Origin of the sequence: Methylobacterium sp. WL6, assembly GCF_008040095.1 — a bacterium.
Classification (GTDB): Bacteria; Pseudomonadota; Alphaproteobacteria; order Rhizobiales; family Beijerinckiaceae; genus Methylobacterium.
This window is the reverse complement of the sequence record NZ_VRVH01000118.1, coordinates 1-13,363: the sequence shown is the minus strand read 5'-3', so window position 1 is coordinate 13,363 and position 13,363 is coordinate 1. Positions and strand designations below refer to the sequence as shown.

General features: G+C 71.4%; 10 protein-coding genes and 1 pseudogene. 5 read left to right on the top strand and 6 right to left on the bottom strand.

Annotated elements, in window-relative coordinates; translation table 11 throughout:
* Positions 1-257: 257 nt before the first annotated feature.
* A complete protein-coding gene (locus tag FV230_RS15950; RefSeq protein WP_147843092.1) occupies positions 258-893 on the bottom strand; it encodes an HdeD family acid-resistance protein in 636 nt (211 codons plus the stop codon).
* 215 nt (positions 894-1,108) lie between these two features.
* Here FV230_RS15950 and FV230_RS15945 point away from each other — a divergent pair, with 215 nt between their 5' ends.
* The 3 genes from FV230_RS15945 (at position 1,109) to FV230_RS15935 (ending at position 5,916) form a co-directional block, all read left to right on the top strand.
* The gene (locus FV230_RS15945) at positions 1,109-2,332 is read left to right on the top strand and encodes an HlyD family secretion protein (protein WP_147843091.1); all 1,224 of its coding nucleotides are present in this window, start codon (positions 1,109-1,111) and stop codon (positions 2,330-2,332) included.
* On the top strand, positions 2,329-3,990 hold the full coding sequence (locus FV230_RS15940) for a DHA2 family efflux MFS transporter permease subunit (protein WP_147843090.1): 1,662 nt from the start codon (positions 2,329-2,331) through the stop codon (positions 3,988-3,990). The genes FV230_RS15945 and FV230_RS15940 overlap by 4 nt, the downstream gene beginning before the upstream one ends.
* A gap of 204 nt (positions 3,991-4,194) precedes the next feature.
* The gene (locus FV230_RS15935) at positions 4,195-5,916 is read left to right on the top strand and encodes a PQQ-binding-like beta-propeller repeat protein (protein ID WP_246694874.1); all 1,722 of its coding nucleotides are present in this window, start codon (positions 4,195-4,197) and stop codon (positions 5,914-5,916) included.
* Between the two features lie 10 nt (positions 5,917-5,926).
* Here FV230_RS15935 and FV230_RS15930 read toward each other — a convergent pair whose 3' ends face one another.
* The 5 genes from FV230_RS15930 to FV230_RS15910 form a co-directional block, all read right to left on the bottom strand.
* Positions 5,927-6,187 (bottom strand): hypothetical protein, encoded by a 261-nt coding sequence (locus FV230_RS15930; protein ID WP_147843089.1) that lies wholly within the window; start codon positions 6,185-6,187, stop codon positions 5,927-5,929.
* 64 nt (positions 6,188-6,251) lie between these two features.
* Positions 6,252-7,580: an O-antigen ligase family protein gene (locus tag FV230_RS15925; protein WP_246694873.1), complete on the bottom strand. Its 1,329-nt coding sequence runs from the start codon at positions 7,578-7,580 to the stop codon at positions 6,252-6,254.
* Between the two features lie 123 nt (positions 7,581-7,703).
* Positions 7,704-8,609, bottom strand: a complete 906-nt coding sequence (locus FV230_RS15920; protein ID WP_147843087.1) for an alpha/beta hydrolase — start codon at positions 8,607-8,609, stop codon at positions 7,704-7,706.
* An 85-nt stretch (positions 8,610-8,694) separates the two neighbouring features.
* On the bottom strand, positions 8,695-9,669 hold the full coding sequence (locus FV230_RS15915; protein ID WP_147843093.1) for a lytic transglycosylase domain-containing protein: 975 nt from the start codon (positions 9,667-9,669) through the stop codon (positions 8,695-8,697).
* A gap of 418 nt (positions 9,670-10,087) precedes the next feature.
* The gene (locus tag FV230_RS15910; protein ID WP_147843086.1) at positions 10,088-11,446 is read right to left on the bottom strand and encodes a CoA transferase; all 1,359 of its coding nucleotides are present in this window, start codon (positions 11,444-11,446) and stop codon (positions 10,088-10,090) included.
* Positions 11,447-11,533: 87 nt separating this feature from the next.
* On the opposite strand from FV230_RS15910, the gene FV230_RS15905 reads away from it, so the two are divergent.
* Positions 11,534-13,156: an ABC transporter ATP-binding protein gene (locus FV230_RS15905; RefSeq protein WP_147843085.1), complete on the top strand. Its 1,623-nt coding sequence runs from the start codon at positions 11,534-11,536 to the stop codon at positions 13,154-13,156.
* 4 nt (positions 13,157-13,160) lie between these two features.
* A pseudogene (locus FV230_RS15900) lies at positions 13,161-13,363 on the top strand (phosphopentomutase); the annotation flags it as partial.

The window sequence follows — 13,363 nt, the reverse complement described above, 5'->3', positions numbered from 1 at the left end:
CCGGCGCCGCGCGCGGCACCGGCTGCGAGGATGCCGAGCTGGCGCGCCAGCACCTTGGCGGCGGCAGCCGCCTCCCTCGCCGCGGCACCGGCATCGGGCGAGGCGTCGTCGGGGGGGCGTCGATCCGGATCGGGTGGAGGCATTGTGTTCCTGAACGGCGGCCCGTGCGACGCCACAGCCCCGCCGGCGCTGCCGTTCTAGAACGATCGGGCGGAGCGAAGCTATGCCGTGTGGCGTCCGCCGAGACGTCCGGTCTCTCAGACGCCGTGGCGGAAGCGCATCGGCGAGCCGGCAGCCTCGTGGCGGTCGCGCAGGCGGAAGCCGAGGACGACCAGCAGGACGCCGAAGGCGACGGCGTAGGCGCCGAGCCACCAGGTGAGCACCAGCGCCGACATGCCCGGCTCGACGAGCAGCACCGCACCGAACAGGATCGAGACCACGCCGCCGAGGCCGAGCCACCAGCGTCCGAAATGCAGGTGCAGGCGGAAGGCGGCCGCGATCATGAGCGCGCCCGTGACGATCGCCCAGATCGCGACGAGCAGGACGAAGGCCCAGACGGCGGCGCCGGGCACGAAGAAGGCCGCGACGCCGACCAGGATGTCGAGCAGGCCCTCGATCAGCAGGAAGCCCCAGCGCTCATGGGCCTGTGCCGCCCGGACCGAGGCGACGATCGCGAACACGCCGTCGACGACCATGTAGGCGGCGAAGAACCATACCAGCGACAGGACGAAGGCGGCCGGCGCCACGAAGGCCATCAGGCCGAACAGGATGGCGACGACGCCGCGCAGGGCGACGAGCCACCAGTTGCGCGCCAGCGTCCGGCTCATCGCGTCGAGGCGCGCGGTCCCGACGAGCGGGACTCCGGTCGGATGGGTTCGGGAGAAGAGGGCCATCGCATCGGCTCGCTGGTGATCGGTACGGTACTCCGGCGCGAAAACGCCGCACCGCAACACCCGTTCCCCTCGGCCCTGTTCCGCGGGGGCGAACGGCGCGGCGAAGCGCAGCGGAACTTTGCCGTCGCATCGCCTTTTTAGTCGGTGAGGCGGGTTATTCGTTCGCTCCGGCCGCTTCGGCAGTGTTTAGCGCGGGCGCAGGCGGTTTCTTTTCGATGCTAGACGATCAGCGCCAGGCGACGGCCCTGGACCCGCAGACGCGCCCCGACGACCGGGAGGCGCCCGACCGACGCGACATCATCGATCTCAAGCCGCAGGAGAAGGATCCTCCTGCGGGCGACGAGGCCAACGAGAGCAAGGCCGAGCCCGATCAGGACGCGTCGTTCGAGGGCGAGGACGACGAGAACAGGCCGGGTATCCTCAAGCGCCATCCGTGGTGGTTCGTCCTCGGCGGGATCGCGATCGTGCTCCTTGGGATCGGCGGGTTCTTCTACTGGCAGATCTACCTGCACCCTTACGAATCCACCGACGACGCCTTCGTCGACGCGCGCCAGTTCTCGATCGCGCCGAAAGTGTCCGGCTACGTCGTCGCGCTTTCGGTCACCGACAACCAGCACGTCGACACCGGCGCGACCCTGTTCCAGATCGACCGGCGCGATTACCAGGTCGCCCTCGAGCAGGCCCAGGCTCAGATCGCGTCGGCCAAGGCGTCGATCCAGAACGTCGACGCGCAGGTCGAGGCGCAGAGGGCGCAGATCGACGTCGCCAAGGCGCAGGTGACGCAGAACCAGGCGGCGCTCGACTTCGCGAAGGCGGATGCCGCCCGCTACAAGGATCTCGCCAGCCGCGGTGCCGGCACCGTGCAGCAATCGCAATCCTCGACTTCGACCCTCGAGCAGCGCCAGGCCGCGCTGACGAGCGCGAACGCCAGCGTGGTGCAGGCGCAGAAGCAGATCGGCTCGCTCCAGGCGCAGCGGGCATCGGCCGAGGCCAGCCTCGCCAACGCCGATGCGCAGGCGGCGCAGGCCGTGCTCAACCTCGGCTACACGACGGTGACGGCGGCGCAGCCGGGCCGGGTCGTGCAGCTCACCGGCGCGGTCGGGCAGTATGCTCAAGCCGGCCAATCGCTGGCGATGTTCGTGCCCGACGAGAAGTGGGTCGTCGCCAACTACAAGGAGACGCAGATCACCGACATGCGCCCGGGCCAGTCGGTGAGGATCGAGATCGACGCCTATCCCGACCGCAAGATCAACGGGAAGGTCGCCTCGGTTCAGCCCGGCTCGGGCACCGCCTTCAGCCTGCTGCCGGCGCAGAACGCCACCGGCAACTACGTGAAGGTGGTGCAGCGCGTCCCGGTGAAGATCGTCGTCGACGAATGGCCGCAGGACGTGTCGATCGGCCCCGGCATGTCGATCGTGCCGACGGTGCGGGTGCGATGAGCGCCGGGGCCGCCGCGGCGGGCGGCGGTTCGCGCAAGGCCGGCGGCAAGGATGCGGGAAAGACGAAGGCGACGTCCGGCGGCTTGCCGCGCACCGCCGGCGGCCACAGCCCGTGGGCGGTGGCGCTCGTGGTCGCGCTCGCGACCTTCATGGAGGTGCTCGACACCACCATCGCCAACGTCGCGCTCCGCTATATCTCGGGCGGGCTCGCGGTCGGGCCGGACGAGGCGGCGTGGGTGGTCACGAGCTACCTCGTCGCCAACGCGATCGCGCTCACCGCATCGAGCTTCCTGGCCAAGCGCTACGGCCGCAAGGCGTTCTTCATCGCCAGCGTCGCGCTGTTCACCGTCGCCTCAATCGCCTGCGGCTTCGCCTGGGACCTGAACTCGCTGCTTGTGTTCCGCGTGATCCAGGGGCTCGGCGGCGGCGGCATGGCGCCCCTGGCGCAGTCGATCCTCGCCGACTCGTTCCCCCCCGCCAAGCGGGGTCAAGCCTTCGCGCTCTACGGGCTCGCGATCGTCGTCGCGCCGGTCGTCGGCCCGACGCTCGGCGGCTGGCTGTCCGACAACGTCTCCTGGCACTGGTGCTTCCTGATCAACGGCCCCGTCGGCGTGATCGCGCTGGCGCTGATGTGGTGGCTTCTGGAAGATTCCGAAGCCGCGGTGAAGGAGCGCAAGGCGCTGCGGAAGAAGGGCATCCGGTTCGACGTCGTCGGCTTCCTCCTGGTGGCGACCTTCCTCGGCTCGCTCGAGGTCTGCCTCGACGAGGGCCAGCGCAAGGACTGGTTCGGCTCGCCGCTGATCCAGGTCTTCGGTGTTCTCGCCGTGGTGTCGTTCGTCGCGATGATCCCGTGGCTTCTGAGGGCGAAGAACCCGGCCGTCGACCTGCGCCTTCTCGGCAAGCGCCAGTTCGGCTCCTGCTTCCTGGTCATGCTCGCCACCGGCGCGATCCTGATCGCGACGACGCAGTTCATCCCGCAGATCACGCAGGACTATTACGGCTACACCGCCACCATCTCGGGGCTCGTGCTGGCGCCCGGCGGCCTCGTCACCGTGGCGATGATGCTGGTGATCGGGCAGGTGTCCGGCTACTTCCAGCCGAAATGGCTGATTGCCACCGGCGCGACGATCGTCGCGCTGGCGATGTACGACCTGACCCGGATCTACGGCGATTCCACGTTCTGGTTCTTCGCCTGGTCGCGGATCTACATCGGCATCGGCCTGCCGATGATCTTCATCTCGATCACCGCGGCGTCCTACGAAGGGATCGAGAAGTCGCAGACCGACCAGGCCTCGGCCTTGATCAACGTCGCCCGCAACGTCGGCGGGTCGATGGGCGTGTCGCTGGCGCAAAACATCCTGGCCTATCGCAGCCAGTTCCATCAGAGCCGGCTGTCGGAGAGCGTCACCACCACGAGCCCGGCCTACCAGGAGACCATGCGGCAGGCGACGCAGTACTTCACGGTGCACGGCACTCCCGGCGTCGACGCGCAGGGGCAGGCCACCGCCTGGATCGGGCAGCAGCTCGCGACGCAGACGGCGTTCTTCGCCTACATCGACGTGTTCTGGGCGCTCTGCCTCGTCTCGGCTTCGGCGGTGCCGCTGGCGATGATCCTCAAGCGGGTCGAGCGCGGCGGCGACGCGCCGGCGGGGCATTGAGGGAACGCCCTCCGAGATCCGGTGCGGCCGCGGATCGATGCGCCGGCGACGTTCGTCCGGTTCGACAGTTCGCGGGATAACGCTTACCGGCTGCAACCAGAAGAAATCATCTCGGCCCTGCGCGCCGAGCGGGAGGAAGCCGGTGTGCCGCGTTCATCGAGGACGACATCGACCGTTGCCGCCGTGGCGCTCCTTGCGCTCGCCCTGCCGGCGCGGGCCGCCGAGCCCGCCGGCGAGTGGCGGACCTTCGGGCACGACCATTCCAACCGGAATTTCTCCGATCTCTCGGCGATCGACCGGAGCAACGTCGGGCGGCTCCGGCCGGCCTGGATGTTCCAGACCGGGGTGACCGGCTACTTCCAGGCCCAGCCGGTGATGGTCGACGGCGCGCTCTACCTCTCGACCACGCAGAACAACGTCGCGGCGCTCGACGCGAAGTCCGGCCGGGTGCTGTGGACCTACACCCACAAGCCGCGCACCGAGAAGATCTTCGGGCCGCCCTCGAACCGCGGCGTCGCCGTCTCCGGCGGCCTCGTGTTCCAGGCGACGATGGACGGGCGGGTGATCGCGCTCGACGCCAAGTCCGGAAAGGTCGTGTGGGACCACGAGGCGGTGCGCCCGGAGGAAGGCGAGTCCGAGACCGCATCGGGGCTGACGGCGCAGCTCGGCGGTAAGCCGGTGCAGGGCTCGAGCCGCCTCGGCTTCAAGATGCCGCCGCTCGTCGCCGACGGTCTCGTCATCGTCGGGGTGAGCGGCGCCGGCTACGGGCTCCATGTCGAGGACGAGAAGGGCGGCCTCGACGGCGGCTCGGTCGTCGGGATCGAGGGCGGCTACGGGCGCCGCGGGTGGCTCGCCGCCTACGACGCGAAGACCGGCGAAGAGCGCTGGCGCTGGTACGTCACCAAGGCCGACGGCTGGGAGGGCGGATACGTCGAGACCACCGCCGACGGCGTCCCGCTGCATCGCGACGTCGCCGCCGAGAAGGCGGCAGCGCCGGCCAACCGAGAGGCATGGCGGGTCGGCGGCGGATCGCTCTGGATGACCCCGGCCTTCGACCCGGATCTCGGCCTGATCTACCTCGGCACCGGCAACCCGGCGCCGCAGAATTTCGGGCTCTCGCGGCCGGGCGACAACCTCTACACGATGAGCCTCGTGGCGCTCGACGCGAAAACCGGCGCGCTGCGCTGGTACTATCAGCAGGTGCCGCACGACGAGTGGGGCTACGACGTGGCGAGCCCGCCGTTCCTGCTCGACCTGAACGGGAAGGACGGCCCGGTGAAGGCGGTCGCCTCCGCCAGCAAGACCGGCTGGATCTACGTCCACGACCGCGCCACGGGCCGGCTGCTCGAGCGCTCGGCCCCGCTGATTGCGCAGAAGAACCTGTTCGCTCCCCCGACCGCGGAAGGCACCGTGGTCGCGCCGGGACCCCTCGGCGCCGTGTCCTGGCCGCCGACGGCCTACGATGCCGCAAGCGGCCTCGCCTTCGCACAGGTCCGGCACGGGGCGACCACCTACACGGTCAAGACCGTGCCCGGCGGCCCCGGACGGCCGGAGATCCGCTACACCGAGACCGGCGAGGCGAAGGGCGAGCCGAGCTTCAGCACGCTCACGGCGGTCGACCTCGCCAAGGGCGGCACCATCGCCTGGTCGGTGAGGTCCGTGAGCCGGCTCGCCGGCGGCACGCTGGCGACGGCGGGCGGCCTGGTCTTCTCCGGCGAGGAGGACGGCCATCTCGACGCGCACGATGCCGGCACCGGCGAGATCCTGTGGCGGTTCCAGTGCGGCGCCGGCATCAGCGGCCCGGCGATCACCTACAGCCTCGACGGGAAGCAGTACGTCGCGGTGGCGGCCGGCGGCTCGTCCTTCACCAAGGCGTCCGGCTTCGGCACCGGCGACGCGCTGGTGGTGTTCGCGCTGCCGGACTGAGCGTGATCGCTCAGCCCTTCGGCCGCGCCTGCAGGATCGCCGCGCGGACGAACGGGCGCTTCAGCGCGATGCCGACATCCTCGCGCTCCATGAAGACCCGTGCGCCCTGGTGGTTGCGCACCGCCTTCATCAGGTTCAGCTGATAGCCCTGCCGGAACACGAAGATCGGCGGCAGCGGGTCGGCGAGGTAGGCGGCCACCGCGGCGTCGACCTCCTCCTCGGCGATGTGGTGGGCGTTGCATAGGTCGCCGACGGTCTGGAAATCGATCATCCCATCGACATAGGGCGTCGCGCCCCGCCTGTCCCGGGCCGCGACCGCCGCCGTCGCGTTCGGGTCAGGCGACCGGGCGGTAGGCGGTGCGCAGGCGCAGGCCGAACACCGCGAGCATGGTCATGCCGCACAGGACGGTGTTGGCGTTCAGCAGCACGTTCTCGAACGAGGCCGAGATCACCGCCAGCATCCAGATGCGCAGGAAGAACAGCGTCTGAGCGTCGAGCGGCCGCCCGGCGCTGGCCCGCTGCAGGTCGCGGATCGGGGCCACGACGAGAGCGTTCAGGAGCAGCAGCGCGCCGGGCAAGCCCATGATCAGTGCGGCGTCGAGGAAGGAGTTGTGCGCCTGCGTCGCGGTCTGCACCCAGTCCGAGCCCGGGTCGGCGCCGCCGCCGTAGACGGTGCGGTCGGTCAGCCAGAAGGCGCCGTAGCCCCAGCCGCGGATCGGGTGCACGACGACGTGCTCGATCGCGAAAGCCCAGATCTCGTTGCGCGCGGTGAAGGTCGCGTCGGGAATGATCGCGTCCAGCACCGTTCGGATCGGCGGCAGCAGTACCGAACCGATGGTCGCGACGATGAGCAGCGCCACCGGGCCGACCAGCAGCAGCCCGCGCATCGTCCCCCCGCGCAGACGGCTGCACAGGACCGAGACCAGCAGGACGAGGGGCAGCACGGCCAGCGGCGTCTTCGAGCCGGCGAAGACCATGAAGACCAGCGCCCCCGCCGTGATGGTCCAGCCCAGGCCCCGGTGCAGCACGGCGGCGACGTAGAGGCCGCAGACCGCGATCATCGACATCGCCGAGCCGGCCTCGTTCTTGTGGGTGAAGATCCCGCGCCACAGGCCGATGTGGTTGTACTCGCCGGTGACGTCGAAGGCCGAGTGGATGGTGAGGTTGGGGACGAGCGCGACGCCGAGATAGCTCGCGGCCAGCACGATGCCGGCGGCGAGCGCCAGCGCGGTGGCGAACTGGCGCCCGTTGCGCGCGACCACGAGAACGCCGGCGGCGAGCAGCGCGACGATGCCGAACAGCACGATCCGGCGGATCGACAGCATCGGGTCGGTGGAGAGGAGGGTGGTGATGCCGAGCCAGCCGCCGAGCAGCAGCAGCGGCCAGGAGGCGAGGGGGCGCAGCCTGGCGAAGCCGAGCCGCCCGAGGACCATCAGCATCGCCGTGCCGAGGATGACGAACAGCGCCTGGGTGAAGAGGCTGCCGGCTTCCGGGTCGCTCAGGAGGCTGCGGTTGGCGAGGTCGCTGAACCAGAGATGGTTCCAGAGCAGGACCAGCACGACGGTGACGAACGGCAGGCGGACGGCGTCCGGGATGTCGCGTCCCGGCAGCGATCGCGACCGCCTGACGGCCGCCTCAGCCCTGATGCCGTGCGCCGCTGACACGAACCCGCCCTCACCGGCCATCCGCGGTCTGGAACCGCGCACCATCATAGTCCGGACGGAGCACGCCGTCGCCCCGAACCTGCCCGCGGTCTCGTCCGATCGCGGGTAACCTTGACGGAGCGATCAGCGCCGCCCGATCGTCATCGATTGCCGGCTCGCCGCCTGGGTCCGGAGGAAGGCCGCCATCTCGGCGAGCTCCGGCGCCTTCGACCGGAAGGTGACGGAGAGCGCGAGCAGGGTGTCGGCATGGTCGAGCCCGGGATAGATCCGCTCTTGCACCGGCACGCGGGCGTTGCGCAGCGTCTCGGCGAGGCTCTGGGTGTTGCGCGGGCGGACGATCGTGTCGTCGGCGCCGGTCGCGAGGAAGGCCGGCGGCGCGCTCGGGCCGGCGAAGGTCACCGGCTGTGTCGCGCGCGGGTCCGGCGCCTGGCCGAACACCTTGCGCGAGGTGTCCTGGTCGAACGGCAGGAAGTCGTAGGGGCCGGACAGGCCGGCGACCGCACGGATCACCTTCGGGTCGACCCCGGCCGCCTTGAGGTAGCGGGTGTCGAGGCCGAGCATCACCGCGTTGTAGGCACCGGCCGAGTGCCCGGCGAGCACGATGCGGCGCGGGTCGCCGCCATAGGTTGCGATGTTGTTGCGGACCCAGGCGACGGCGGCTGCGCCGTCCTCGAGGAAGCCGGGGAAGGGCGCCTCGGGATAGAGCCGGTAGTCCGGCAGCACGGTGACGAAGCCCTGCGCGGCGAGCGCCTGTCCGACGAAGGCGTAATCCGCCTTCGAGCCGTTCTGCCAGGAGCCGCCGTAGAAGAACACCAGCACCGGCGCGTTCTCGGGCGCGTTCACGGGCGCGTAGACGTCGAGGCGACGCCGCGGGCCCTCGCCGAACGGCTCGTCCCGCAGCACCTGCCGGCCGCCGGAATCCCGCGGGCCGATCGCATCGAACAGGGCGAGCGGCGAGCAGGCGGCGATGCCGATTGCGGCGAGCGCGAGGCATGCCAGGCTGGCGAGAGCCGTGAGGATTCGTGTCATTCGATGTCCGATTGGGCCGCGAAGGCCAGATGCATGCGGCTCTGGGCGGATTCATGACCGGATCGCGCCGAACTCCGTCGGCGCGTCAGGTGCGCAGCACGATGCAGGCGCCGCCGACGCTGCGGATCCGGCCGCACAGCCCGTCGGCCGCCTGCCGGCTCTCGGCCGGGATGCGGATGCGGTAGAACGCGCGGGTGCCGCGATTGCGCAGGCGCGTGCCGATGATCATCGGGCGGACCTCGCCGACCACCTTGGCGTAGGTGGCGCGCGCCCGGGAGAAGGTCGCCAGCGCCAGCGACTTCGAGAAGTTGCCGGCGAGCTGGATGCCCCACGGCGCGGCCGGCCCTTCGTTGGCGCCGATGGCGAAGCGGTCGCCGCGCGACGGGATGCGCAAGGCGGCCGTGACCTGAAGGCAGGTCTGCGCCGGCTCGGGTGCGGTCTCGGCCTTCGCCGACTCGGGCACCCGGGCGTCCGCGGGCTTCGTCTCGCCGGGTTTGGCCTCGCCCGGCTTGGTCTCGGCGCTCTTGGCCTCAGCGCTCTTGGCGTCAGCGCTTTTGGCCTCGCCCCCTTCCGGCGGCCCCATCTCGATCCGGGATGCGCCGCCGCGCCAGTCCTCGGCGGGCGCGCCGGTGATCGCGAGCACGTAGGCGCGGGTCTCGGCGGGCAGGCCGCCGCTGCCGGCAAGCCAGCTCGTCACCCGGCCCGGGCCGCCGTTGTAGGCGGCCGCCGCCAGGCCGAGATTGCCGAACTGCCGCTTCAGGTCGGCCAGCAGGTGGGCGGCATGCGGGATCGCCTGCTCGGGGTCGAACGGATCGGCCAGCCCGCGCTCGCGCGCCGTGCCGGGCATGAACTGGGCGACGCCCTGCGCCCCGACCGGGCTGACCACGCCGACGCGGAACGCGCTCTCGCGCCAGATCAATCGCGTCAGGAACGGCACCGGCAGCCCGCGCGCCCGCGCCGATCCCTCGATCAGCCGGCACAACGCCTGCTCGACGGTCTCGGTGGCGCCGTCCGACGGGACGGCGTGTGCGGGCGTGGCGAGGAGGAGGGTGGTCGCCAGGAGGGCGAAGGCGGCGCGATGCCGAGGGGATTTGAGCAGCCCTCCGGCGATGCGAGCCCATGCGTTGCACCAGGCATAATCAAGAATGCTGGTGTGATACCGATCCGAACACGCGCGTTTCCCTCCCCCCTCTGCGGGGGAGGGTGGGCCTCGCGTCAGCGAGGGTCGGAAGAGGGGAGCGACAGTGCCTGATGCGGCGCTCCCCTCTCCCGACCCGCTGCGCGGGCCACTCTCCCCCGCAGAGGGGGGAGGGAAGGGTGCTGAACGAGGGGCTATCTGAAAACACCTCACGCCACGAATGGGAACGGTCATGCCTCGCGATCGTGCCCCTTGCGGTCGCGGGCGCCGTGCGCCGCAAGACCGATCCATCCCACATGCACCGTTCTAGCGCCCTGCAACCGGCGATCAATCCGCCGCATCACGTCCAGGCGGGGCGGTCGGTCCCGAGGCGGCGCGCGGGGAGGGACCATCGGACCGGCGCGCCGGCGACCGCCAGGGGCGGGCGCAGGCGATGGGCCGGGCCCCACGGCGTCGCCTCGACGCCGGCATCGAAGTCGTCGTCGGTTTCCGGCGCGAACGCCTCCATCGAGCCCGTCCGCTGGGCGTCGAGGAGCAGCCGCGCCGTCCGGGCCAGCGAAAGGCGCGCCGCGCCGGCACGCCCGTCGCGCAAACGTCGCTCAAGGAGGCGGATCGCGGCGGCGGCCAGAAGGTAGCCGGTGGCGTGGTCGAGGGCCTGGACGGGCAGAGGCACCGGCCGGTCGGCGTTCCGCCACGCCTGCCCGGCCTCGGCGATGCCGCAGCTCATCTGCACCAGGCTGTCGAAGCCGCGGCGTCCGGCCCAGGGGCCGGTCCAGCCGTAGGCGTCGAGGCTGACGTCGATCAGCCCGGGCGAGAGGGCACGCCGTGCCGCGGCGCCGTAGCCGAGGCGGTCGAGCGCTTCGGGCCGGTAGCCGTGCACGAGGATGTCGGCGCCGGTGAGCAGCGCCTCGAACCGGTTGCGGTCGGCCTCGCGGCGAAGGTCGAGCCGGGCGCATCGCTTGCCCAGCGTCATATGGACCTCGACGCCGGGCTCGTTCCAGCCCGGCGGGTCGATCCGCAGGACCTCGGCGCCGAAGCCGGCCAGGAACCGGGTCGCCACCGGCCCGGCGAGCACCCGCGTCAGATCGAGGACGCGCAGGCCCGCGAGCGGCCGCGCGGGTTCGGGCTTCCAATTGGAGCGGGCGGCCGCGCCGGGATCGAAGGCGACGAGCGGCTCGGCCGCGACCGCCGCCCCCTGCGGATGCGCGGCCCAAACCTCGACCGAGCGCATCACGGCCGCGCAGCCGCCCTCCGCCACGATCGCCGCCTCCAGATCGGATTTGTCCCAGCCGGCGACGGCGGCCGCCATGCCCGCGCGGTCGGCTTGCGCGCCGAGCACGCGCTCGGCCGCCGCGCGGTGATGCGGCGCATTGGTGTGGAGCCGGATCCAGCCGTCGCGGGTGCGGTAGTCGCCCGCCACCGGGTCCCACAGGTCCGGCAGCGCCCATCCGATCGGGCGGAACGAGGTGCGGAACCACAGCGAGGCGAGGCGGCGGTCGACCGAGACGGCCGGCGTCGCGCCGACGGTGCCGACGAGGTCGGCGATCGCCAGCCCCGCCGCGGCAACGGAGCCGGCGGCGAGGTCGGTGACTGGAAAGGCCGAAGGCAGGGTCCCCGTCCCGGTGATCGTCAACGCCTCGGTGCCCGGCGCGCTGCCCAGCGCCGCACGGATCGTCGCCGCGAAGGTCTCTGCCGACATGCTGCCCCCTGTTGGCCCCCGGGTGGTTCGCCGTCGGGCCGCCGCCGCGCTATAGAGACCGCACCTGCCCCGGAACGAACGCGATTGATGCCCGAGCCGCTGCTTTCCGTCGAGGATCTCTCGGTCGCCTTCCGATCGCGCGAAGGCGAGAGCCGCGCCGTCGATGGCGTGTCGTTCACGATCCTGCCGGGCGAGACCGTGGCGCTTGTCGGCGAGTCGGGATCGGGCAAGTCGGTCACCGCGCTCTCGATCCTGCGGCTCCTCGACGGCGCCGCCCACCATCCGGGCGGGCGGATCGTGTTCAAGGGGCGCGACCTGCTCGCCCTGCCGGAGCGCGCGATGCGCAAGGTCCGCGGCGCCGACATCACCATGGTGTTCCAGGAGCCGATGACCTCGCTGAACCCGCTCCACACCATCGAGCGGCAGATCGGCGAGGTTCTGGGCTTGCACCGCGGCCTGTCCGGCAAGGCGGCGCGGGCGCGCATCCTCGAATTGCTGGAGCTGGTCGGCCTGCGCGATGCCGCGCGCCGCATGGGCGCCTATCCGCACGAATTGTCCGGCGGCCAGCGCCAGCGGGTGATGATCGCGATGGCGCTCGCCTGCGAGCCGGATCTGCTCGTCGCCGACGAGCCGACCACGGCGCTCGACGTGACGGTGCAGGCGCAGATCCTCTCGCTGCTGGCCGACCTGCAGAAGCGGCTCGGCATGGCGATGCTGTTCATCACCCACGACCTCGGCATCGTCGAGCGCATCGCCGCGCGGGTCTGCGTGATGCTGAACGGTCGGATCGTCGAGGCCGGCCCGGTCGCCGCGGTGTTCGCCGACCCGCAGCACGCGTACACGCAGCGCCTGATCGCCTCCGAGCCGAAGGGCCGGGGCAACCCGGTCGCGGCGGATGCCGAGGCGCTGGTCGAGGCCGGCCCGCTGAAGGTGTGGTTTCCGCTCAAGGAGGGCTGGCTCCGGCGCACCGCCGGCTACGTCAAGGCGGTCGACGGCGTCGCCCTGCGGGTCCGTGCCGGCGAGACCGTCGGCGTCGTCGGCGAATCCGGCTCGGGCAAGACCACGTTGGGCCTCGCGCTGCTGCGGCTGACGGCGTCGGAGGGGCCGATCGTCTTCCTCGGCCGCGACATCGAGACCTACGGCGTTGCGGCGATGCGGCCCCTGCGCAAGGACATGCAGGTGGTCTTCCAGGACCCCTACGGCTCGCTCTCGCCGCGGATGTCGGTGGCCGACATCGTCGCCGAGGGGCTGGTGGTGCAGGGCGTGCCGAAGCGCGAGCATCGCGCCATCGTCGCGCAGGCGCTCACCGATGTCGGGCTCGATCCGGCGGCGATGGACCGCTACCCGCACGAGTTCTCCGGCGGCCAGCGCCAGCGCATCGCCATCGCCCGGGCGATGGTGCTCGACCCCCGCTTCGTCGTCCTCGACGAGCCGACCTCCGCGCTCGACCGCTCGGTGCAGTCGCAGATCGTGACCTTGCTGCGCGACCTGCAGCGCACCCGCGGCCTCGCCTACCTCTTCATCAGCCACGACCTCAAGGTGGTGCGCGCGCTCGCGAACTACGTGCTGGTGATGCAGAACGGCGTGGTAGTGGAAGAGGGACCGGCCGACGAGATCTTCTCCCGGCCGAAGACCGCGTACACCCGCACCCTGTTCTCGGCGGCCTTCGCGCTGAAGAGCGACACCGTCGCCGACGTCGAGCCGGTCTAGGACGATGGCGCGGGCACTGCTCATCGTCCTCGATTCCGTCGGCATCGGCGGCGCGCCGGACGCCGAACGCTACGGCGACGCCGGCTCCGACACGGTCGGCCACATCGCCGAGGCCTGCGCCGCGGGGCGGGGCGACCGCGCCGGCCTACGTTCCGGCCCGTTGCGCCTGCCGCATCTGGCCGCCCTCGGCCTCGGCCTCGCCTGCGA

Bases quoted from the DNA above. Each gene is read 5' to 3' on its own strand.
- FV230_RS15930 (WP_147843089.1), bottom strand. From the start codon at position 6,187: ATGATCGATTTCCAGACCGTCGGCGACCTATGCAACGCCCACCACATC.
- FV230_RS15920 (WP_147843087.1), bottom strand. From the start codon at position 8,609: ATGACACGAATCCTCACGGCTCTCGCCAGCCTGGCATGCCTCGCGCTC.
- FV230_RS15905 (WP_147843085.1), top strand. From the start codon at position 11,534: ATGCCCGAGCCGCTGCTTTCCGTCGAGGATCTCTCGGTCGCCTTCCGA.
- FV230_RS15940 (WP_147843090.1), top strand. From the start codon at position 2,329: ATGAGCGCCGGGGCCGCCGCGGCGGGCGGCGGTTCGCGCAAGGCCGGC.
- FV230_RS15910 (WP_147843086.1), bottom strand. From the start codon at position 11,446: ATGTCGGCAGAGACCTTCGCGGCGACGATCCGTGCGGCGCTGGGCAGC.
- FV230_RS15950 (WP_147843092.1), bottom strand. From the start codon at position 893: ATGGCCCTCTTCTCCCGAACCCATCCGACCGGAGTCCCGCTCGTCGGG.
- FV230_RS15945 (WP_147843091.1), top strand. From the start codon at position 1,109: ATGCTAGACGATCAGCGCCAGGCGACGGCCCTGGACCCGCAGACGCGC.